At 69.1% G+C, this 20,503-nt stretch carries 26 protein-coding genes and 1 pseudogene; 4 read left to right on the plus strand and 23 right to left on the minus strand.

The window, feature by feature from the left end; genetic code table 11:
• The 8 genes from IR155_RS09600 to IR155_RS09635 form a co-directional block, all read right to left on the minus strand.
• Positions 1-447 (minus strand): pilus assembly protein, encoded by a 447-nt coding sequence (locus IR155_RS09600; RefSeq protein WP_135114613.1) that lies wholly within the window; start codon positions 445-447, stop codon positions 1-3.
• Positions 447-863, minus strand: coding sequence for a hypothetical protein (locus IR155_RS09605; protein ID WP_135114614.1), 417 nt, complete (start codon positions 861-863; stop codon positions 447-449). Before IR155_RS09605 ends, IR155_RS09600 begins: the two co-directional genes overlap by 1 nt.
• Before the next feature lie 9 nt (positions 864-872).
• On the minus strand, positions 873-1,070 hold the full coding sequence (locus IR155_RS09610; protein ID WP_135114615.1) for a hypothetical protein: 198 nt from the start codon (positions 1,068-1,070) through the stop codon (positions 873-875).
• Between the two features lie 62 nt (positions 1,071-1,132).
• Entirely contained in the window at positions 1,133-2,026 is an 894-nt protein-coding gene (locus IR155_RS09615) for a type II secretion system F family protein (protein ID WP_135114616.1), read from the minus strand.
• A gap of 1 nt (position 2,027) precedes the next feature.
• The gene (locus IR155_RS09620) at positions 2,028-2,873 is read right to left on the minus strand and encodes a type II secretion system F family protein (protein WP_209306766.1); all 846 of its coding nucleotides are present in this window, start codon (positions 2,871-2,873) and stop codon (positions 2,028-2,030) included.
• A gap of 1 nt (position 2,874) precedes the next feature.
• Entirely contained in the window at positions 2,875-4,677 is a 1,803-nt protein-coding gene (locus IR155_RS09625) for a CpaF family protein (protein ID WP_167760760.1), read from the minus strand.
• A complete protein-coding gene (locus IR155_RS09630; protein ID WP_167760761.1) occupies positions 4,674-5,486 on the minus strand; it encodes a P-loop NTPase family protein in 813 nt (270 codons plus the stop codon). Before IR155_RS09630 ends, IR155_RS09625 begins: the two co-directional genes overlap by 4 nt.
• 3 nt (positions 5,487-5,489) lie before the next feature.
• Entirely contained in the window at positions 5,490-6,170 is a 681-nt protein-coding gene (locus tag IR155_RS09635) for an SAF domain-containing protein (RefSeq protein ID WP_135114618.1), read from the minus strand.
• A gap of 214 nt (positions 6,171-6,384) precedes the next feature.
• On the opposite strand from IR155_RS09635, the gene IR155_RS09640 reads away from it, so the two are divergent.
• From IR155_RS09640 to trxA, 3 genes are all read left to right on the plus strand, one after another.
• The gene (locus IR155_RS09640; RefSeq protein ID WP_135114619.1) at positions 6,385-6,843 is read left to right on the plus strand and encodes a DUF4383 domain-containing protein; all 459 of its coding nucleotides are present in this window, start codon (positions 6,385-6,387) and stop codon (positions 6,841-6,843) included.
• Positions 6,844-6,936: 93 nt separating this feature from the next.
• The gene (gene trxB / locus IR155_RS09645) at positions 6,937-7,911 is read left to right on the plus strand and encodes a thioredoxin-disulfide reductase (RefSeq protein WP_135114620.1); all 975 of its coding nucleotides are present in this window, start codon (positions 6,937-6,939) and stop codon (positions 7,909-7,911) included.
• 64 nt (positions 7,912-7,975) lie between these two features.
• Entirely contained in the window at positions 7,976-8,299 is a 324-nt protein-coding gene (trxA, locus tag IR155_RS09650) for a thioredoxin (RefSeq protein ID WP_135114621.1), read from the plus strand.
• A 105-nt stretch (positions 8,300-8,404) separates the two neighbouring features.
• Here trxA and IR155_RS09655 read toward each other — a convergent pair whose 3' ends face one another.
• The 15 genes and pseudogenes from IR155_RS09655 to rpmH form a co-directional block, all read right to left on the minus strand.
• Positions 8,405-9,379, minus strand: a complete 975-nt coding sequence (locus IR155_RS09655; RefSeq protein ID WP_135114622.1) for an SRPBCC family protein — start codon at positions 9,377-9,379, stop codon at positions 8,405-8,407.
• Between the two features lie 29 nt (positions 9,380-9,408).
• Entirely contained in the window at positions 9,409-9,744 is a 336-nt protein-coding gene (locus tag IR155_RS09660; RefSeq protein ID WP_135114623.1) for an ArsR/SmtB family transcription factor, read from the minus strand.
• A gap of 64 nt (positions 9,745-9,808) precedes the next feature.
• A complete protein-coding gene (locus tag IR155_RS09665) occupies positions 9,809-10,147 on the minus strand; it encodes a tryptophan synthase subunit alpha (RefSeq protein WP_194210320.1) in 339 nt (112 codons plus the stop codon).
• A gap of 141 nt (positions 10,148-10,288) precedes the next feature.
• Complete coding sequence (locus IR155_RS09670; protein ID WP_135114625.1) at positions 10,289-10,546, minus strand: DUF7218 family protein; 258 nt, start codon at positions 10,544-10,546, stop codon at positions 10,289-10,291.
• 1 nt (position 10,547) lies between these two features.
• Positions 10,548-11,438 carry an SDR family oxidoreductase gene (locus IR155_RS09675; RefSeq protein ID WP_233441168.1) on the minus strand — a complete coding sequence of 297 codons (891 nt, stop codon included), beginning with the start codon at positions 11,436-11,438 and terminating at the stop codon, positions 10,548-10,550.
• 392 nt (positions 11,439-11,830) lie between these two features.
• Entirely contained in the window at positions 11,831-12,814 is a 984-nt protein-coding gene (locus IR155_RS09680) for a ParB/RepB/Spo0J family partition protein (RefSeq protein WP_135114626.1), read from the minus strand.
• A complete protein-coding gene (locus tag IR155_RS09685) occupies positions 12,814-13,758 on the minus strand; it encodes a ParA family protein (RefSeq protein WP_135114627.1) in 945 nt (314 codons plus the stop codon). The genes IR155_RS09680 and IR155_RS09685 overlap by 1 nt, the downstream gene beginning before the upstream one ends.
• Before the next feature lie 105 nt (positions 13,759-13,863).
• The gene (locus tag IR155_RS16335; RefSeq protein WP_409366552.1) at positions 13,864-13,986 is read right to left on the minus strand and encodes a hypothetical protein; all 123 of its coding nucleotides are present in this window, start codon (positions 13,984-13,986) and stop codon (positions 13,864-13,866) included.
• A gap of 112 nt (positions 13,987-14,098) precedes the next feature.
• Positions 14,099-14,875 (minus strand): annotated as a pseudogene (locus IR155_RS16340) (diacylglycerol/lipid kinase family protein); the annotation flags it as partial.
• Between the two features lie 727 nt (positions 14,876-15,602).
• Positions 15,603-16,238, minus strand: coding sequence for a 16S rRNA (guanine(527)-N(7))-methyltransferase RsmG (gene rsmG, locus IR155_RS09695; protein WP_135114629.1), 636 nt, complete (start codon positions 16,236-16,238; stop codon positions 15,603-15,605).
• Between the two features lie 2 nt (positions 16,239-16,240).
• Positions 16,241-16,732 carry a Jag family protein gene (locus tag IR155_RS09700; protein WP_135114630.1) on the minus strand — a complete coding sequence of 164 codons (492 nt, stop codon included), beginning with the start codon at positions 16,730-16,732 and terminating at the stop codon, positions 16,241-16,243.
• Positions 16,733-16,784: 52 nt separating this feature from the next.
• Positions 16,785-17,855 (minus strand): membrane protein insertase YidC, encoded by a 1,071-nt coding sequence (yidC, locus tag IR155_RS09705; protein ID WP_135114631.1) that lies wholly within the window; start codon positions 17,853-17,855, stop codon positions 16,785-16,787.
• A gap of 6 nt (positions 17,856-17,861) precedes the next feature.
• Positions 17,862-18,173 carry a membrane protein insertion efficiency factor YidD gene (gene yidD, locus IR155_RS09710; protein ID WP_135114632.1) on the minus strand — a complete coding sequence of 104 codons (312 nt, stop codon included), beginning with the start codon at positions 18,171-18,173 and terminating at the stop codon, positions 17,862-17,864.
• A 50-nt stretch (positions 18,174-18,223) separates the two neighbouring features.
• Positions 18,224-18,562 carry a ribonuclease P protein component gene (gene rnpA / locus IR155_RS09715; RefSeq protein WP_135114633.1) on the minus strand — a complete coding sequence of 113 codons (339 nt, stop codon included), beginning with the start codon at positions 18,560-18,562 and terminating at the stop codon, positions 18,224-18,226.
• A gap of 37 nt (positions 18,563-18,599) precedes the next feature.
• Complete coding sequence (gene rpmH, locus IR155_RS09720) at positions 18,600-18,737, minus strand: 50S ribosomal protein L34 (protein WP_043595303.1); 138 nt, start codon at positions 18,735-18,737, stop codon at positions 18,600-18,602.
• Positions 18,738-19,175: 438 nt separating this feature from the next.
• Between rpmH and dnaA the strand changes: the two genes are divergently transcribed.
• On the plus strand, positions 19,176-20,489 hold the full coding sequence (dnaA, locus tag IR155_RS09725) for a chromosomal replication initiator protein DnaA (RefSeq protein ID WP_409366553.1): 1,314 nt from the start codon (positions 19,176-19,178) through the stop codon (positions 20,487-20,489).
• Positions 20,490-20,503 lie beyond the last annotated feature (14 nt).

The raw sequence follows: 20,503 nt of genomic DNA on the forward strand, positions 1-20,503 counted from the left end.
TCAACCTCGTTCCCTGAAGGCGTCGACCGGCACGGTCACGCTCGCCCGCAGCTCGCGCGACCCCGGCAGCCCGACAAGGGCGGCGCGGGCGAGGTCGACGGTGCACGACACGTGAGCCGTGACCCGGCCGATCGTGCCGATCGCTGCCTGCAGTCCGACGGCCTGGATCGTGACGTTCATGCCGGCGCACTCGACGCCCGACTGCTGCAGCGACGAGTGCGCGAAGGCGCGCGCGGCGTCGGCGGCCGCGGCATCCGTGCTCTCGAACGACGCGGCGCGCGCCGCGGAGGCCGCCGCGCTCTGCACCGCCTGCTCGGCCGTCATCATCCGTACCGAGGCTCCCATCAGCACGAGGAACAGCGCCATCGGCACGCCCCATGCGGCGACCTCGAGCGTCGAGGTTCCCCGCTCGGGGCGGGAGAGCAGATGGCGAATGCGGGCGAGCATCAGTCGATCCACCGTTCCGTCGGCGCCGAGACCCGGTGCTCGACCCGCTGACCGAGCCATGACACGAAGCTCGTCGACACGCCGCTGACGGTGGCCGTCGTCACCTCCGGGCCGCGCTCGACCTGGATCGCCGCGCTGTCCATCGGGGTGCCGGCGAGATAGTCGCGCGCCGCGGCCTCTCCGGCGCCGCCCGTGCCGCCGACCACGCGGGCGGTGTTCAGGGCGATCGTGGCGGCCGCCTGCGTGACGTTCGAGTTGTGGAACTGGATGCCGACGTGCAGCGCGATCGCGAAGAACAGCAGGATCGCCGGGTAGATGATGACGTTCTCCAGCGTCACCACTCCCCGTTCGCGGGCGCTCCGATCACCGGATCCGCGCAGGCGGATCCGGTCGCCGAAGAGCGCCCGGCGCTGCATCGGCCCGCGTCAGAGCCCGGTGGGGATCTGCGCGGCGAAGCTGTTGATGATCGCGACGATGCCGGCGATGACCGCCACCGCGACGATGCCGATGCCTGCCGCCCAGAGCACCTGCTCAAGAGTGACGGCGCCGCGCTCGGATTCGGCGAACAGGGTGCGGATGCGACCGCGCAGGGCGCTGCGCGTCTCGCGGCTGATGGTGCTCATGTTCTCTCCTCGTGTGGATGGATCGTGTGGATGGATCGTGTGGGCGGAATAGGGCGAACAGATCAGGATGACAGGAATGCGTCGAGCACGAAAGGCGTGCCGATGAGCAGCAGAAAGATGAAGCCGGTGGCCGCCATCGGGATGACCATCGCCGTCGTCGACTTGTTCGCCTGCTCCTGCCGCTCGTTCAGCAGGCGGTTTCGCAGGCTCTTTCCCTGCGCGCGCAGGGTCTCGTAGACGGAGGCGCCCTCCTCGCCGGAGAGGCGCATCCGTCGGGCGAGCTCGGTGAGATCCGGCACGTCGATCTCGATGCTCAGCCGCTCGAGGGCGTCCCACGCGGCGATGCCGGCGTAGCGGGCCTGAGCGAGCTCCTGGCTGAGGCGCACGAACACCCAGCTGCGCCCGACGCGCGCCGCCGACTCGAGCGCACGGCTGGGCGAGGCGCCGCGGTTGCGCTCGCTCGCCACCAGCTCGAGGTACACCGCGACTGCGCGCGAGAACTCGGCACGCGCCTCCGCTGCCTGGCCGCGCACGATGAGGTTCGGCACGAACCATCCGGCGATGGCAAGCGGCAGGCCGAACAGCGCGGGGATGTAGAACGCGCTGAGACCGAGCGCCTGGAACACGAAGCCGATCGCCAGCGGGGCGATGAGGAACACGCCCGCCATGAGCACCTTCTGGGTCATGTAGCGGTTCGTGCTGAGCCCGATCAGCTTGAGGTCGACGAGCGGGAGTCGGAAGCCGGGCAGGCCGGAGAGCTGCCGGATGGCGCGCGCGCCGATCTGCTCGTTGAGCGTCGCCGCGGTCGGACCGCCGACCTCCGACGCGATTCCCCGGCCGCTCAGCCGCTCGAGCGCCGCTCCCAGCGAGGGAGCAGCAGGCACGAGGGCCGCCACGACGAGGGCGAGACCCGCGCCCGCGAGCACCCCAGGCAGCAGCATCATCCACGGGGGCATGTCAGCGCGCTCCTCTCTCGCTCGGCACGAGGATGCGCGGGCCCGGCTTGCTGCGCGCGACGCGCTTCAGCGCGAACAGCAGCAGGATGTCGAGCGCCACGTACAGCGCCAGCAGCAGCTGACCGAGGGGAGTGCTGTAGGGCGCCGAGTAGTCGCGCGCGACGAACAGCAGCGCGAGCACGCCGATCGTGATGTACACGACCATGCGCACCTCGTTGCGAGGGCCGGCGCGCTCGGTCTCGATCTGCCGGCGGGCGCGCACCTCCGAGAGGATGCTCTCCGCAAGATCCTCGAGGGCCGTCGCGAGACCCGGCCCGCGCAGCTCGGCCTTCAGCAGCAGGTGGGCGACGACGAGGTCGCCGGTCTCGTCGTCGAGCTCGTCGGCGAACAGGCGCAGGGCCTCGTCGGTGGGCGTGCGCGAGTTCAGCCGCGCGACAAGCCGCGTCACCTCGGGCTTGATCGCCGCCGGGCAGCTCGCCCGCGACGCGCTGATCGTGCGCTCGAGGCCCGCACCGGCCACGGTGAGGCCGGCGAGGCTGCGCGTCCACGACTCAAGCGCGTCGAGGCGGGCGATCGTGAGGTCGTCGCCCTGAGCGCTCAACAGCCACGGCACGCCGATCACCGCGAGCGGCACGATGACGATCAGGACGACCCAGCCGGTGAACAGCGCGGCGACCAGCCCGATGCCCGCGCCGACGAGCAGCTGGATGCGCCGGGCGGGGCTCAGCGTGAAGGTGGGAAGCGTCCGGCGCCGTGCGGTGGCGGGACGCGGCGGGAGAGCGATCGCGAGCAGCACGATCACCGCGCCTCCCATCGCGACGAACAGCGCCAGGATCACCAGGGGCATGTCACTCGCCGCCCCTCAGCCCGGCACCGTCGTAGCCGACGTCGTGAAGGGTCTCCATAAGCTGCGGCGAGGGAAGCGTGTCGCGCACGAGATGGCGCTGACGCTTGTCGAACCGGTAGACGAGGGACGCCACGGGCCGGCCGTCGTTCGACGATTCTCCGGGCAGGATCTCGGCGATCTCCGTGACCGCGCGGCGCGGCCGCTTCGTGACAGGATCCGTCATCTTCGCGATCTGCACCACGAGCCGGATGTTCTGCTCGATCATCCGGTACGCGTAGGTGGGCGTCGAGTTGTGCCCGCGCGAGAGCATAAGCGCCGACATGCGGTCGATCGAGTCGTCGGCGCTGGCGGCGTGAAGGGTCGACAGCGAGCCGACACCCGACTGCATCGCCTGCATCATCGCGTAGATCTCGGGACCGCGGACCTCGCCCACGACGAAGCGCTGGGTGTCGAGGCGCAGCGTGTCGTACACGAGGTCCTCGAGCGTGATCTCGCCGGGCAGGCGGCCATCCGGAAGCGGCTCGCCGCCGCCGGGCCGGTACTCGAGCGACGTGACGCGCGGGTGCCGGTGCGGGATCTTGTCGAGGTAGAGCTCGCGTTCCATCTCGATCGTGACGAGCTTCTCGTCGGCCGGGATGCAATCGGCGAGCGCGCGCAGCAGCGTGGTCTTCCCCGCGCCGGGGAATCCGCTGGTGACGATCGAGACGCCCGCGCGCACCGCCGCCGCCAGGAAGTCGGCCGCGTCGCGCGTGATCGTGTCGCGCTCGACGAGGTCGTCGAGCGTGACGTCGACGAGGCGGTGGATGCGCAGAACGATGGTCGGTCGCACCGCGACGGGGGCGGCGACGGCCGCAAGACGCGCGCCTCCGGGCAGGTCGAGGTGAAGCCGCGGGCTGGCCGACGTGAAGCTGCGCGCGCCCTCACCCGACCGCGTGGCGAGCATGTTGATGTGGCGGGTGAGGTCCTCATCCGATTCCGCGACCGGATACTCGTGGCGCACGACCCGGCCGTCGGCGTAGGAGAGCCAGACGTCGTCGAAGCCGTTGATGTGGATGTTCTCGACGCCGTCCTCGTCGACGAGCGGCTGAAGCCGGCCGAGGCGGAAGATCGCATCGAGCACCGCCTGCCGGATCGCCTGCTGGAAGCGGGCGGGCCAGCGGGAGTGGACGCCGTCGCCCGCACGCGTCTGCGCGTCCACCCGGGTGCGGATGAGGTCGTCGATGTGCTCGGTCGCGATCGCCACGCGCTGCGGCTCGGGAAGGTTGGGCTCGTCCGTCAGACGCTGCGACAGAGCGCGCGACACCTCGTCCGTGATCGCGTCGATCTCGTCCCACGGGAGGCGGCTGCGCTCCTCGAGCGAGCCCTTCCAGCCGTCGGACGCCCCGGGCCGTGCCAACGCCGAGGGCTCACCGGGCGGACCGGGCTCGACGGTCCGGGTCGACGGCAGCAGCTCATGCGGCGCGAACGCGAGCCACTCCGAGCCACTCGCCGGCACTGTCTGCACGCGGATGGGGTTGGTGTCGGACGCCGGCTCGCTCGCCGCGGGTGCCGGTGCCGGGGCCGCCGCCGGGGCCGCAGCGTCGGGGGAGCGGCGCGAGCTGCGCTGTCCCGCACGGGTGAGGTGCTCGGCCGCCCTGGCGAGGTTCGCGGCGCCGGCGGACTGCGCCGGCTGCGCGGGGGCAGCTTCGGTCTGGGCGCCATCCGCCTGGGCGCCATCGTTCTGGGCGTCGCCCGGCGCGCCGCGGAAGAACGGCAGGTCGGAGAGGGGCGGCGCCTCGGCGGGGGTGTTCGACTTGTCGTTCACGCGGGCACCTCCTCGCGCGGGGCGCGCTGCGCGAAGGTCTCGTCGTACGCCGTGCGCACCGTCTGGAGCGCGCGCGCATAGCGCGTGCGCCGGCGGCCGGGTTCGGCGTGGAACGTGAACTGGGCGGCTCCGCGCGGATCCGACGGAAGCGAGCCGACGAGGTGGAGTCCAAGGATCTGCGCGATCTGCGACGCAGGATAGGCGGCGCCGATCACCGGATGATCCACGACGAGCAGGTCCATCCACTCGCCGTGCCCGATCTGCTCCATCGATTCCCGCAGCCAGCCGACCTGCGCCGATCCGGCGTCGCTGCGCTGCACGTGCGGGTGGAGAGCCGCGACGCCGGGGAGCGTCGCCTCCACAACGAGCGTGACCGACTCGGCCTCGCGCAGCATGTCGATCCGCTCGTCATCGACCGTGATCCGACCGGCGTCGATGAACACGTCGATTCCGCGTGCTTCGACCACGCGGAGCGCGTCCACCAGCGTCCGCCAGAACCGCGGATCGATCGACCGCGCGGCGCGCAGCGACGTGAAGCCGGGGACGACGTGCGCGTTCTCACCCAGCTGCACTGCCTGATCCCACACGGCGCCCTCGTCGAGGCGACCGTAGTAGTCGGCGACGGTCAGCTCCGTGAGACCCGTGATGTGCGGCACCTGCCCGCGCAGGGCGCCGGGAAGGATCTGCGAGGTCGATGCGGTGTCGGCCTCGACGATGAGGACGGGCCGGTTCCACTCACTGGCGAGCCCGACGACGGCGGTCGTCACTCCCGGCGCGCCGCCGGCCGATGCGAACAGCACGACAGCCACGGGTCACTCTCCCGTGACGGTGTCGAGAACCAGCGCGACGCGACCCGACGCGGCGCGCGCGGCGATGTCCGCAGCCTCGTCGGACGGGACGACGAGGTCGATCACCCACGTGCCGGCCTCGGCGTCCTCGCGCACCGTGAAGACGGATGCGGCGAAGGTGCGCGGCGTCTCCGCGGGCGGGTCTCCCTGCGCCACCGGGGTGTCGACGAGGCGCACGCGGTCGCCCGCGGCAAGAGGGTACGCGGGCAGCTGGGCCCGGGTGAGGGAGACGCCGACGATGGACGAGCTCGACGGCACAGCCAGGGCGTCGCCGACGTTCGCGGAGGTCACGAGCGTGCCCGCGGGAAGGTCGACGAGCGCCGTGCGGCCGACGACCGTGTCGGCGGCATCCGCCGTGACGGCGTCGAGATCCTGCCCACCGGCGACCTGGATGGCCCGCAGGTCCTCCGCGGCGACGGTGTCGCCGCGTCCGACATCCGCCGAGACCACCAGCACGCTGACGGTGCGCGTCATGTTCGTGACGAGCCAGACAGTCGCGAGCCCACCGAGCACGATCAGCGCGATGCCGAGGGCGATCATCGCGGGGCGACGGCGCGACCGGACGGGACGGTGTCGGGCGACGCGGACGCTCTCGGCATCCGGCGTCGGAGTGTCCGACATCGAGCTGTCCACGGTCGTGGTCATCAAGGGCCCCCAGCCTTGCGCGCGTCCGCGGCGCGGCGCGCGCGGATCGGAACAACGCCTAGGGTAACGACTTCGTGCGAACGGTGCCTGCTCGCAGGGTGGGCACCTGCACCCGTCCTGGCCTCCAGGTCAAGCCTCTGTCACCGGGCGCAGCGGACTGATTGCCTGAACATCCTCACGCCGCGCAGTCGGCGTCCGAACGAGAGGCACACCAATGAGCACAGCATCCCGACGCACCGGAAGCTACGCGGACACTCCTTTGCAGAAGGTCGCGCTGGTATTCGGCATCGTCTTCCTCATCGTCGGCCTGGGGGGCTTCATTCCCGGTCTGACGTCCAACATCGAATCGCTGCAGTTCGCCGGACACGAATCGGAGGCGATGCTGCTCGGCATCTTCCAGGTGTCGATCCTGCACAACATCGTCCACCTGCTCTTCGGCATCGTTGGTCTGCTGGCGGCCCGCTCGTTCGGCGGCTCCCGTGCATATCTGATCTGGGGTGGCGCGCTCTACGCCGTGCTGTGGCTGTACGGCCTGTTCGTTCCGCACGACCACGCCGCCAACTTCGTGCCGCTGAACACCGCGGACAACTGGCTGCACTTCGTGCTCGCTGTGACGATGATCGGCCTGGGCCTGCTGCTCGGCCGCGGAGCGCGCGACGCCCTCCGAAGCTGATCGGTTCCACGTCCGGGGTATTACATAGACATTGATCTATGGAATACCCCGGACGTACCATGTGTTCTGGCAGTCGGAACCTAGGAGGCGCTCGTGCGACAGCTCATCATCATCGGATCGGGACCGGCAGGCCTGACCGCCGCCATCTACGCGGCGCGCGCGAACCTGAAGCCGCTCGTCGTGGCCAGCTCGGTCGAGGTCGGCGGTGAGCTGATGAACACCACCGAGGTCGAGAACTTCCCCGGCTTCCCCGAGGGCGTCATGGGCCCCGACCTGATGGCGAAGATGCAGGAGCAGGCCGAGAAGTTCGGCGCCGAGATCGCCTACGACGACGTCACCGAGCTTGATCTCGCCGGCGACATCAAGAAGGTCACGCTCGGCAGCGGCAAGACCGAGGAGGCGGAGGCCGTGATCTTCGCGACCGGATCCGCCTACCGCAAGCTCGGCATCGAGGGCGAGGACCGCCTCTCCGGCTACGGCGTCTCCTGGTGCGCCACGTGCGACGGCTTCTTCTTCCGCGAGAAGACGATCGCCGTCGTCGGCGGCGGCGACTCCGCGATGGAGGAGGCCACCTTCCTCACCAAGTTCGCGTCGAAGGTGTACGTCATCCACCGCCGCGACACGCTCAAGGCCTCGAAGATCATGCAGGACCGCGCCCTCGCGAACGAGAAGATCGAGTTCATCTGGAACGCCGAGGTCGCCGACATCCTCGGCGACGAAGCGGTGACCGGCGTGACGCTGCGCGACACGGTCACGGGGGAGACCCGCGACCTGGCCCTGGAGGGCCTGTTCATCGCGATCGGCAACGACCCGCGCACGCACCTCGTGCACGAGAAGCTCGACCTCACCGAGGACGGCACCATCTGGGTGGATGGCCGCTCGTCGCGCACGTCGGCCCCGGGCGTCTTCGCCGCCGGCGACGTCATCGACCCCTCCTACCGCCAGGCCGTCACGGCCGCGGCGAGCGGCACGGTCGCGGCGCTCGACGCCGAGCACTACCTCGCCGCCCGCGGTGACGCCGGCGAGCCCGCCCCCGCCGAGGACCAGCTGGTCGAGGCGAACGCGTAACAGGAACAACTCGCCACCCATCCGCGTTGCGGATGGAGAACGACTTTCACGACAGGAGACTCACATGACCGCCAAGGCCACCACTTCGGCCACCTTCGAGCAGGACGTGCTGCAGGCCGAGGGTCCTGTGCTCGTCGACTTCTGGGCTGCCTGGTGCGGCCCGTGCCGCATGGTCGCGCCCGTCCTCGACGAGATCCAGGCCGAGAACCCCGACAAGATCACGGTTCTCAAGCTCAACGTCGACGAGAACCCGGATCTGGCGATGAAGTACCAGATCACGTCGATCCCGGCGATGAAGGTCTTCTCGGGCGGCGAGGTCGCCACCACGATCATCGGCGCCAAGCCGAAGTTCGCCCTCGAGCAGGACCTCGCGGAGTTCCTGAAGTAATCGACTCCGCTCACGACGGAACCCCTGGCCCATCGGGTCAGGGGTTCCGTCGTTGTGGGGAGCGCGATCCGGATCCGCATGATCCGGGCGGGCACCCTCGGCAGGTCAGGACACCGGCACGAGCTCCTCGAGCCGGCGGTAGCTCGCCTCCATGCCGTCCGTCATCCCGGTGGCGAGCACCATCTCGCGCACCTCGGCGCTCGGGTAGGTGATCACGAGCGTCAGCAGCGTGCCGCCGTCGACCGGAGTGAGGGTGAGCTCGTTGCGCGACGGCTCGCCGGGCATGCCGATCATCGCCTCGGTCGTGACCTCGCGGTGCGGCGCGTGCGACTCGAGCAGCTCTCCCTCGAAGCCGAACCCGTCGGATCCGTCCTCTCGCGTCCACTCCTGGCGGAACCGGTCGCCGACGTTCTCCGCGGCGTCCGCCACGGTCATCACCCAGCCGTCGGGTCCGAGCAGCCAGCGCTTCATAAGCTCGGGGTCGTGGTGAGCGCGCCACACCTGCTCGACGGTGCCCCGGATGACGCGGCTGACGCGCACCTGGGTGTCGCCGATGAGCTGGGCCGCGACGGGGAGGTCTGCCGCGAAGGCCCGAAGATCCTCGAGCACGGCGTCGATCTGACCCATGGCGGAGGTCATCCCCTGCTCCATTCCCATCTCGACGAGCTGCTCCATCTCCTCGAGCGAGGGGAACGTGGTCACCGTCACCAGCCGCGATCCGGCGTCCGTCTCCGTGAACGAGAAGGTCATCAGCATCGTCGGCATGTCGGTGTTGAGGGTGCCGTCCTCGCGGGCGAACCCGTCGCGCACGGTGAACGAGCGGCCCTCGTCGACCGCCTCGAACTGCCAGAGGCCTCCGGAGCGCGAGCCGTCCGGGCCCGTCATGTAGTAGCTGGACGTTCCTCCGGGGAACACGTCGTGGCGCGTGAAGGTGGCCGGCCACTCCGGCGGACCCCAGAAGCGCTCGATCTGGCGCGGGTCGACGTAGGCGTCCCACAGTCGGCGGACGCCCACCGGGAAGTCGGCCGTGACGGTCATGGTGAGGGCGTCGAGGTCCTTCTCGACAGAGGTGAGGGGCATGATCTTGCCTTTCTGCGATTCCTGTGGGGTCATTCCTCGGTCAGCAGGTCATCGAGGCGGGCGATGCGGCCTCGCCAGATCTGCTCGAACCGGTCCAGCAGCGCCTGCGCGCGCCGGATCCGCTCGGGGTCGCCGCGCACGATGCGTTCGCGGCCCTGCGGGTGCTTCGTCACGAGCCCCGCTCCTTCCAACACCGCGACGTGCTTCTGCACGGCCGCGAAGGACATGTCGTAGGCCGCGGCGAGCTGCGACACGGTGGCCTCGCCCGCGAGGGTCCGGCGCAGGATGTCGCGGCGCGTCGCGTCGGCGAGGGCCCGGAAGATCCGGTCCACCTCGTCGTCGGTGAGTTCCGTTTGTACAACCATTTGGTTGTACGTTAGCGCATGCGACGCGGATGTCAACAGGGGGAGGAGAAGATCCTCGTCCGGATCAGCGGGCGTCGGAGACGCGCACGACGGCATCCCAGCGACGGTGAGTGTTCTCCTGGCCGATGAGCCGCCAGACGGCGCGGGTCAGCTGGGGGTACTCCTGCGCGATCAGTCGCAGCAGGCGCTGATTGCGCGCGTGCGTGGGGCGCAGGCCGCCGTCGGCCTCGATGTGCTCGGCGCGGAGGGTGAAGACGACGAGCTCGTCGACCGTCGGCAGATCCTCCATGAACTCCCACGGGTCTTCGCCACCCCGCAGCCGCTCGTGCACGAGGGCCGCGAGCTCCTCGGCGGCCTCTGCGCGCAGCACCTCGACGCTCGCGCGCCGCCGGGGCAGGTCCATGGGGTCGTTCACCCATCAAGGCTACGCGCGCGAGCCTGGGCGGGATCCGGATGTGCAAACTCTGTCTGCCCGTGACGTCGCCCTCACGAGGGCAGAGGAAGGGGCCGACGGACCTCGGATCCGCCGGCCCAGGGGGAGCGCTCAGTGGTTGCGGAGCTTGTCGATCAGCTCGTCCTTCTTGAGGTTCGAGACGCCCTCGATGCCGAGGTCCTTCGCGCGGTCGCGCAGTTCGTCGACGGTGCGGTCCTCGTAGTTCTCCGCGGCGCCGCCACGCTCGCCGACCTCATCGCGCCCGTCGCGCGCCGCGGCGTTGGCGATCCGGGCGGCCTTCTCCTTCGAGTTGCCCTCGTCGCGGAGCTTCTCGTAGAGCTTCTCGTCCTTGATGCTGTTGTTGGGCATGTCAGAACCCCTTTCCTCCTGTCACCGGAAGCACGGCGCCGGACGTGTACGACGCCTCGTCGCTTGCGAGGTAGACGTAGGCCCCCGCGAGCTCGACCGGCTGGCCGGCCCGGCCGAGCGGGGTGTCGGCCCCGAACTCCTTGACCTTCTCGGCCGGGAACCCAGTGGCCGGGATGAGCGGCGTCCAGATCGGGCCGGGGGCAACGGCGTTGACGCGGATGCCCTTCTCGCCCAGTTCCTCCGCGAGCGCCTGTGTGAAGGCGACGAGCGCCGCCTTCGTCATCGCGTAGTCGAGCAGGCCCGGTGCCGGGCTCGACGCCTGGATCGACGTGGTGACGATGATCGATGCCCCGGGAGACATATGCGGCACCGCCTCGCGCGCGAGCAGCATCGTCGACACCAGGTTCGTGTGGAACGTCCGCTCGATCTCGGAGGTCGTCAGGGTTTCGACGCCGTCGCGCTGGCGCTGGTATGCCGCGTTCGGAATAAGGATGTCGAGGCCACCAAGTTCGCTCCGGGCCGCGGCCACGACGTCCACGCACGCCTGCTCCTCGGTGAGGTCGGCGGGAAGGAGGACGCACTTGCGCCCCGCCTCGCGGATGAAGCGCTCGGTTGTCTGCGCATCCTCTTCCTCCTCGGGGAGGTAGACGATGGCGACGTCGGCGCCTTCGCGCGCGTAGGCGATCGCGACGGCCCGGCCGATGCCGGAGTCTCCACCGGTGATGAGCGCCTTGCGTCCCTCGAGCCGGCCGCGGCCGACCCAGCTCGTCTCGCCGTGATCGGGGGTGGGCTCCATCGCCTCGGTCATGCCCGGCTGGCTCGGCTGCTCCTGCTCCGGGAAGCTGCCCGAGGGCTCACGCGGATCGGACTGGTTGAGAGTGTCGTCGGTCACGAGGCCTCCTTGGCGTGGGTGTCGGTATGACGATCACGCTAGAGACTCGAGCCGCGCCCTCCCACCCCCTTGACGGAACAGGACGCCGCGCCTAGGTCCGCTGCTTCACGGGCGCTGACGTGTCACGCCACGGCTTCGACTCGTCGCTGCGCTCCTCGCTCACCCAGTTTCGACTGCGTTCGCTGTCGCTCACTCCGCTCAACGACCGGAGGGTTGTGCCCGCCCACCGGTCGTTGAGCGGAGCGCAGCGGAGTCGAAGCCGGCGGGTGCCCTCCCATGACAACGGGACCTCACCCATCCCGGTCGTTGAGCGGAGCGAAGCGGAGTCGAAACGGGCTGAGCGAGCGCTAGCGAGTTGAAGCCGGCGGGTGCCCTCCAACGACAAATGGACCTCAGTTGCCGTAGCCCTCTTCGCCGAGTTCCGCGAGGATCCGGTTCAGGTCCTGGATCGTTGCGAAGTCGATCTTGATCTGGCCCTTGCGGGAGGTCAGGTCGATCTTCACCTTGGTGTTCAGGCGGTCGCCCAGACGATCGGCGACGTCGTTGAGGAACGCACGACGCGCTCCCGGCTGCGGCTTCGGCGCCCGGGGGCCCGCCTCGGCGGTGACGGTCTTGGCGGCGGCCTCGGCCGCACGCACCGACAGGTCCTCGTTCACGATCTTGTCCGACAGTCGCTGCATGGCGTCGGCGTCCTCGAGAGACAGGATGGCGCGTGCGTGCCCGGCGCTCAGCACGCCGGCGGCAACACGCTGCTGCACAGGAACGGGCAGGCGCAGCAGACGGATGGTGTTGCTGATCTGGGGGCGCGAGCGGCCGATCCGCTTCGCGAGCTCGTCCTGGGTGATGCCGAAGTCCTCGAGCAGCTGCTGGTAGGCCGAGGCCTCTTCCAGCGGGTTCAGCTCGGAGCGGTGGAGGTTCTCGAGAAGCGCGTCGCGCAGCAGGTTCTCGTCCGACGTGTCGCGCACGACGGCGGGGATCGACGTGAGGCCGGCCTCCCGCGACGCGCGCGTGCGGCGCTCGCCCATGATGAGCTCGTACGTGCCGTCGCCCTTGTCGCGGACGACGACCGGCTGCAGCACACCGAACTCGCGCACGCTGTGCACGAGCTCGGCGAGATCCTCGGGGTCGAAATGCGTGCGCGGCTGGCGCGGGTTGGGGACGATGCTGTGCGGGTCGATCTGCACGAGCCGCGCGCCGGGCACTGCGACCAGGTCGTCCTCCGCCTCGGCAGCGGCCGTCGCCTTCTCGGCGGCTTCGGCCGCCTTCTTCGTGGGGGCGCCGGGGAAGAAGACATCGACAGGCCGCGCCTCGCTCGACTCCGCCGTGGGGATCAGTGCGCCGATGCCCCGTCCAAGTCCCGTTCGCTTCGCCGCCATCAGGCTTCCTCTCCCGTATCGCCGGCTGCTGCGCCGGCGTCATTCTGACTGCGTCGGACGATCTCGACCGCGGCCTCGCGATACGCGATCGCCCCCGCCGAGTTCCCGTCGTACGCAATGACCGTCTGACCGAAGCTCGGAGCTTCGGAAATCCTGACTGACCTGGGAATCATGGTCTGCAGCACCTCATCCGCGAAGTGGCTGCGCACCTCATCCGCAACCTGCTGCGCGAGCTTCGTGCGACCGTCGTACATCGTGAGCAGGATGGTCGACAGGTGCAGCTTCGGATTGAGGTGCTTCTGGATCATCTTCACGTTCCCGAGCAGCTGGCTCAGCCCCTCGAGCGCGTAGTACTCGCACTGGATGGGGAGGAAGACCTCCTCCGCAGCCGTGAAGGCGTTGATCGTGAGCAGCCCGAGGGAGGGAGGGCAGTCGATCAGGATGAAGTCGAGCGGTGTCTCCTGCTCACGCACGTACTCGTCGATCGCGGTCTTGAGTCGCTGCTCGCGAGCGACCTGCGTGACGAGTTCGATCTCCGCACCGGCGAGGTGGATGTTGCTCGGCGCGCAGAACAGGCGATCCGACTCCGGGCTCGTCTGCACGACGTCCGAGATCGGAAAGCCATCGATCAGGACGTCGTAGATACTCGGGGTGTCGGCACTGTGCGGGATGCCGAGCGCCGTTGAGGCGTTGCCCTGCGGGTCGAGGTCGATCACGAGCACGCGGCCGCCGAGCGAAGCGAGCGCCGCGGCGATATTGACCGTCGTGGTCGTCTTGCCGACGCCGCCCTTCTGGTTCGAGATGGTCATGACCCGCGTATGACCGGGGAACTCGACCTCCACCGCCGCCAACGCGCGCCGCCGGGCCGAGAGATCGGCCAGCTCGCGAGCGAGAGGCGTGTCGTCTGGGAGTGCGAACGACGCCGCCTTCTCGGACTGTTTCACGTGAAACACTCTTCCCTTCGGAGCAACTGGCCTCCCCCACTCTAACCGCCACCACGGACACAGCCCGCGTGTCGGCTGAGCGGCCTCGCCGTTTCACGTGAAACATCACCCGAGCAGTCGAAGTGCCCCTCGGTGGACCTGTACGCGGATGGGCAGCGCTCCGATGCGCTCGCCGTCGCCGTACACGATGGGGGAGCTCGCCGGTCCGTCGAGCGAATCGATTGTCACCGCACGGGCTGAGATCGCACGCAGGTGAGGCGAGCGCAGGTGTGCGCCGGGCGATCATGAGCGGGAACAGCCGGGCAGCCGTGAGCCGTCCCACATCCCGGGCAAGCACAAGCTCGAGCGAGCCGTCGTCAATGCGTGCGTTCGGCGCGACGCGGATGCCGCCGCCGAAGGTGGATCCGTTCGCCGCAGTGACGAGGGCACCGCGCTGCTCCCAGGTGAGCGTGTGCTCCCCACGCTCGTCGCGGGCCCCGACCAGCAGGCCCGCGAATGTCTCGAGCTCCGCTCGCTGTGGGGGAGTGGGCGCAACGCCTTCGATCGTCAGCCGGTAGCCCCAGGAGCGATAGCCGAGAATCTCGCGGATCGCCGCGATCACGTACCGTGAGGAGCCGCGCGGGAACCGCATCCGGTTGGCGCGCGCGTTCACCGCGGCATCGATTCCGGCCGATACCGCGCCTGCGACCCAGCACCCTCCGTCAACGACCCCCATACCCTCGACACGCAGCAGATCCACGGCGCGTGGGGTGGTGCCGGCGGTGATGCCCGCGACGAGCTTCTCGATCGCCCGGGCGGTATCTATGTCGAGGCGAGCCGCGGCCGCGAAGTCGTTCCCGGTGCCGACGGGGATGATGCCGAGAGGAATCAGCGTGCCGGCGACGGCCTGGATACCGAGGTGCACCATCCCGTCACCACCAACGACGACGAGGTAGTCGAGTTCGGACAGCTGGTCCCGCACGTTGTCGAGGGCGACATCGGCACTCAGGGCCGACAGCCCGATGACGTCGCACTCGGCGTCGACCAGGCGTCGCGCCAGTTGCGCGCCGACATCCTTGGCGGTTCCACCCCCAGCTGTTGGGTTCACCACGAGCCCAACTCGCCGCGTCTCTTGCACCCACCCACGCTACCGCCCCGTTTCACGTGAAACATCACATCCCCCACCCGGTCGTTGAGCGGAGCGAAGCGGAGTCGAAACGGGCTGAGCGAGCCAAGCGAGTCGAAGCCTTACCGCCTGCCCGCCGCAGGGCTTCGACTCGTCGCTGCGCTCCTCGCTCACCCCGTTTCGCCTGCGCTCGCTAGCGCTCACTCCGCTCAACGACCGCGACCCGCACAACTCGCACGTCGTTTCACGTGAAACATCGCACTGGACGTTGAGCGGAGCGAAGCGGAGTCGAAACGGGCTGAGCGAGCGAAGCGAGTCGAAGCCGCTACCGCCTGCCGCCGGCAAGGCTTCGACTCGTCGCTGCGCTCCTCGCTCACCCCGTTTCGACTGCGTTCGCTGGCGCTCACTCCGCTCAACGACGGGAGCTATGTCCGCCGTTTCACGTGAAACATCCCACTGGTCGTTGAGCGGAGCGAAGCGGAGTCGAAACGGGCTGAGCGAGCGAAGCGAGTCGAAGCCGCTACCGTCCCCGTCCGCAAGGCTTCGACTCGTCGCTACGCTCCTCGCTCACCCCGTTTCGACTGCGTTCGCTGGCGCTCACTCCACTCAACGACCAGAAGCCGCGAGACCGCACGCCGTTTCACGTGAAACATCGGCCGGTCGTTGCGCGGAACCAAACCGAGTCGACGTCGATGGCCCGCCTACAGTCACCGTTTCACGTGAAACCCACCACGGGACTTCAGCCGCGGACGACCGCCCGGACCACGCGGGTCTCCTCGGCGAGAACGCCCTCGCCGAGCACCTCGACGCGGACGTCGCTGAGCTTGTACTTGCGGATCGCCTTCTGCGCCGCCTCGATCTCCGTCGGAGCGCCCGTGCCCTTCAACAGGATCAGCTCGCCGCCGTCACGCGCGAGAGGAGCGACCCACGGGATCAACGTCCGCAGCGCACTGACCGCTCGGGCGGTCACGGCATCCAGGGTTCCTTCGTAGCGGCCGGCCTCCTCGGCGCGCGCCCGCTCGACGACGACGTTGTCCAGACCCAGCGCCGCCACCTGCTCCTCGAGCCAGGCGACGCGACGCTCCATCGGCTCGATCAGCACGAACCGCACATCCGGACGCGCGATGGCGAGGACGATCCCCGGCAGTCCTGCACCAGAACCCACGTCTCCGACCACGCCACCCGCGGGGAACAAGGGAGCGGCGATCGCGCTGTTCAGGATGTGACGGGTCCACAGGCGCGGAACCTCGAGCGGGCCGATCAGCCCGCGCTCCTCGCCGTGCTCCGCCAGTGCTGCGGTGAAGGCGCGGGCGAGCTCGATCCGGTCGCCGAACAGCGCGACGGCAGCCGCCGGCTCCGGCTCGAGGCCCTCCACGATCAGCCCCGCCGGATGACGGTGTGACGGTCGGCGCCGTCGCCGTACGACTCCGACACGAGGCCGCGGTCGGCCACGATGTCGTGGACGAGCTTGCGCTCGTAGCTCGACATCGCGGGAAGCGACGCCTGCGAGGCGCCCTCGTCGAGGCGGGCCACGGCGGCATCCACCAGCTTCTCCAGCTGGCGCTGACGAGCGTCTCGCGATCCGCCGACGTCCAGGATCAGACGCGAGAAGCGCCCGGTCTTCGCCTGCACCGACAGCCGCGTCAGCTCCTGCAGCGCCTGCACGGTGTCGGGGTGGGCGAGCACGGAGAGCGAGTCGTCATCCGACTCCACCGAAACGTACGCGCGACCCTGCTTCACGTCGAGCGTGAGGTCGCCCTCGATGTCGGCGATGTCGAGCAGGCCCTCGACGTAGTCGGCGGCGATGTCGCCCTCGGCCTCGAGCTCGGCCTGAGTGGGGGCGTCGCCCGTGACGGGAGTGGTGCTCATGTGCAGATCCTCGCGAGTGTCAGAGAACGGGATAATGCCTGATCAGAGGGTATTACGAAACCGGTGCACCCGCGGAGCCGTCGTCATCCGGCTTCGCGGTCGACCCGGTGCCGTCCGAGCGCTGCGCCTGCTTCTTCGCGCGCTGCTTTCCCATCGGCTGCTGGCGCTTGGGCTGCACAGCCTTGCGCTTCTCGGACTCCTCGAGAAGGCGACGCTGCTCCTCCTCGTACTCGGCCATGGACACGACCTTGCCCTGCGAGTTGAGGGCCTTGCCGCGGCGGGCGAGGCGCTCCTCGCGGGCCTTGGCGGCCTCGGAGCCGGGCGTCGGCAGCTCGCGGATGACGACGAACTGCTGCGCCATCGTCCACAGGTTGCTGAAGAACCAGTACAGGACGACGCCGAGCGGGAAGAAGACGCCCGAGAAGATGAAGCCCAGCGGCAGCACCCAGAGCATGATGCGCTGCATCTGGTAGGCCTGGCCGGTCTTGGCCTCGGGGGAGAGGTTCTTCGAGATGATCTGCAGCTGCGTGTAGAACTGCGACGCGATCATCAACACCACGAGGACGGCGAGGATGACGATCGTCGACGTGGCGCCCGCGGCCCACGCGTCACCGAGCGTCTGGTGGAACGGCGCGATCTCGAAGAGCTTCGCGTCGTTGAACTGCTTCGTGAGCTCGGCGTTCAGCAGGCCGACGCCGCCGACGCCCCGGTCGGCGTGCAGCTTGACGTCCGACAGCGTGTAGTACATCGAGAAGAAGATCGGCATCTGCACGAGCAGGGGCCAGCAGCCGCTGAGCGGGCTGGAGCCGTGCTTCTTGTACAGGTCCATCGTCTCGCGGCTCATCGCCTCGCGAGACAGCTGGTCGCGCTTGCCCTTGTACCGCTCCTGGATCTTGCGGATCTGCGGGGCGAGCTCCATCATCGCTCGCTGGCTCTTGATCTGCCGCACGAACAGGGGGATCAGCGCCGAGCGCACGATGATCACGACGCCGACGATGGACAGCATCCAGGTCAGGCCGCCGGCAGCCGGCAGGCCGAGGGTCGTGAACAGCCAGTGCCAGGCGACGAGGATCGCCTCCACGGCCCACTTCAGGGGCCAGAGGATCGTTCCGAAGAAATCCACGAGGGATCAGTCCTTTCGACAGGGCACGACGAAGCCGTGTGGAGTGAGGTCGTAGCGGAAGGCCGGATGCGGACGGACGTCGTCCTGTCCACCGGCCGCCCAGGGGTGGCACCGGGCGATGCGCGCGGCCGCGAGCACCGATCCTTTCACGAGTCCGTGCTGCTGCACCGCGGTCACGGCGTAGGCCGAGCACGACGGGTAGTAGCGGCAGACATCGCCGTAGATCGGCGAGATGACGGCCCGGTAGCCGTGAAGCAGGGAGAGTCCCGCGTTGCGGGGGAGCAGTGAGACGGCGACGAGCGCGTCGGATGGGCGCATCCCGGATACAGAAAAACGCGCCGTCCCGCGTGCGGAGGCCGGCAGCACACTCACGCTGCGGCCCTCCGCGCGAGACAGCGCGTCACTTCCGTGCGCAGCTCCTGGAACGTCGCCGTCGCGGCCGACGGGAGCGCGCGGATCACCACGTCGGCTCCCTCACGCACCTCGGGCAGCGCCTCTGCGCAGACCGCCTTGAGGCGTCGACGGACGGTGTTGCGCGTCACCGCGTTCCCCACGGCCTTGCTCACGATGAAGCCGAACCGCGCGGCGCGCGGTTCGGCTGTCAGCACGACGTGGGTCACGGTGTTCGCGCCTGCGCACCGAGCGCCCCGGCGGACGACGAATCGGTAATCGTCGCCGCGGGTGAGGCGTCTCGGCCGCGCGAGCACAGGCCGGTCGGCTGCGGGGTGGCCCAGCGAGCCGGCGTTATGCCGACAGCTCGGTGCGGCCCTTGCCGCGACGAGCGGCGAGGATGGCGCGACCGGCGCGGGTGCGCATGCGGGCACGGAAGCCGTGCTTCTTGGCGCGACGACGGTTGTTGGGCTGGAAAGTGCGCTTGCTCATTGGATCACTCCGGAGAAGGTGTCACCGGATCGGAAGCTGCCGGAGACGTAGACGGTACGGGAATGCCTCGAGGGCATAAGTCAACCGACCTAGAGTACGTCCGCTCGTGTAGTTCTCGCAAACCAGCCCGACAACCTGACAGTATCTCCACAGCCCGCGCCGGGACGCCGCAGGGACACGCGCCCACCGGCCCCGGATGCCCGGATCGCCATTTGCCGATACGCCTCTGGATGACTAGCGTGGCACCAGTTATCCACAGGCTGAGCCGCGTGATCGCGCCGAAGCGTCCCACCCGAGAGGATGCCCTGTGGATCGTTCATCAGTTTGAGGGGACCCATGTCTACGCAGGACGCAACACCCGGACCGGCCATCCCGGAGGTCCCGGTGTGGCGTGCCGTGCTGAACGAGCTCGAGCACGACGACCGCGTCACGCCGCCGATGAAGGGGTTCCTGAGCCTCGTCGTCGCCGAGGGCGTCATGGGCGGGACGCTCTACCTCGCCGTGCCGAACGACCTCACGGCCGCGCAGATCACCAAGCGCCTGCGCGAGCCGATCATGGATGCCCTCGCCCGCATCGGCGACGACGCCCAGTCGTTCCGCGTCACCGTGAGCCCCGATCTGTCCGAGGTGCAGCTTCCCCCGATGCTCCCGCCGACCGAGGCCCCGCCGGCCCAGCCCCAGCGGCCGGTCGAGAGCACGGTCGAGTCGCACACCCCGAGCCGCAGCGACACGCGCCTCAACCCGAAGTACACGTTCGACAACTTCGTCATCGGCCAGTCCAACCGGTTCGCGCACGCCGCGGCGGTCGCGGTCGCCGAGGCGCCGGCGAAGGCGTACAACCCGCTCTTCATCTACGGCGACTCGGGCCTCGGCAAGACGCACCTCCTTCACGCGATCGGCGACTACGCGCAGAGCCTGTTCGCGGGCGTCCGCGTCCGCTACGTCTCGAGCGAGGAGTTCACGAACGACTTCATCAACTCGATCGCGAACAACCGCGGCGCCGCCTTCAACGCGCGCTACCGCGATGTGGACATCCTGCTGATCGACGACATCCAGTTCCTGCAGGGGAAGGCCGAGACGCAGGAGGCCTTCTTCCACACCTTCAACACGCTTCACGACCACGACAAGCAGGTCGTGATCACCTCGGATGTCGCCCCGAAGCACCTCACGGGCTTCGAGGACCGGATGCGCAGCCGCTTCGAGTGGGGCCTCATCACCGATGTGCAGGCGCCCGACCTCGAGACGCGTATCGCGATCCTCCGCAAGAAGGCGCAGTCGGAGCGGCTCTACATCCCGGACGACGTCGTCGAGTACATCGCGACCGTCGTCTCGACGAACATCCGCGAGCTCGAGGGCGCCCTGATCCGCGTGTCCGCGTTCGCAAGCCTGAACCGGTCGGATGTCGACATCCAGCTCGCGCAGAACGTGCTGCGCGACATCGTCGACCAGACCGAGGACAACGTGGTGTCGGAGAACGACATCATCACGGCCACCGCCGCCTACTTCAAGCTGACCGTCGACGACCTGTACGGCTCCAGCCGATCGCAGGCGGTCGCGCAGGCACGGCAGATCGCCATGTACCTGTGCCGCGAGCGGACGAGCCTGTCGCTGCCGAAGATCGGTCAGCTGTTTGGCGGACGCGATCACACCACCGTGATGTACGCGTACAAGAAGATCAGCGAGCTCATGAAGGAGCGCCGCTCGATCTACAACCAGGTCACCGAGATCACGACGCAGCTCGGCCGCCGCTGAGCGACGCCCGCCGA

It is taken from the genome of Microbacterium paludicola, assembly GCF_015235415.1.
Lineage (GTDB): Bacteria > Actinomycetota > Actinomycetes > Actinomycetales > Microbacteriaceae > Microbacterium > Microbacterium paludicola.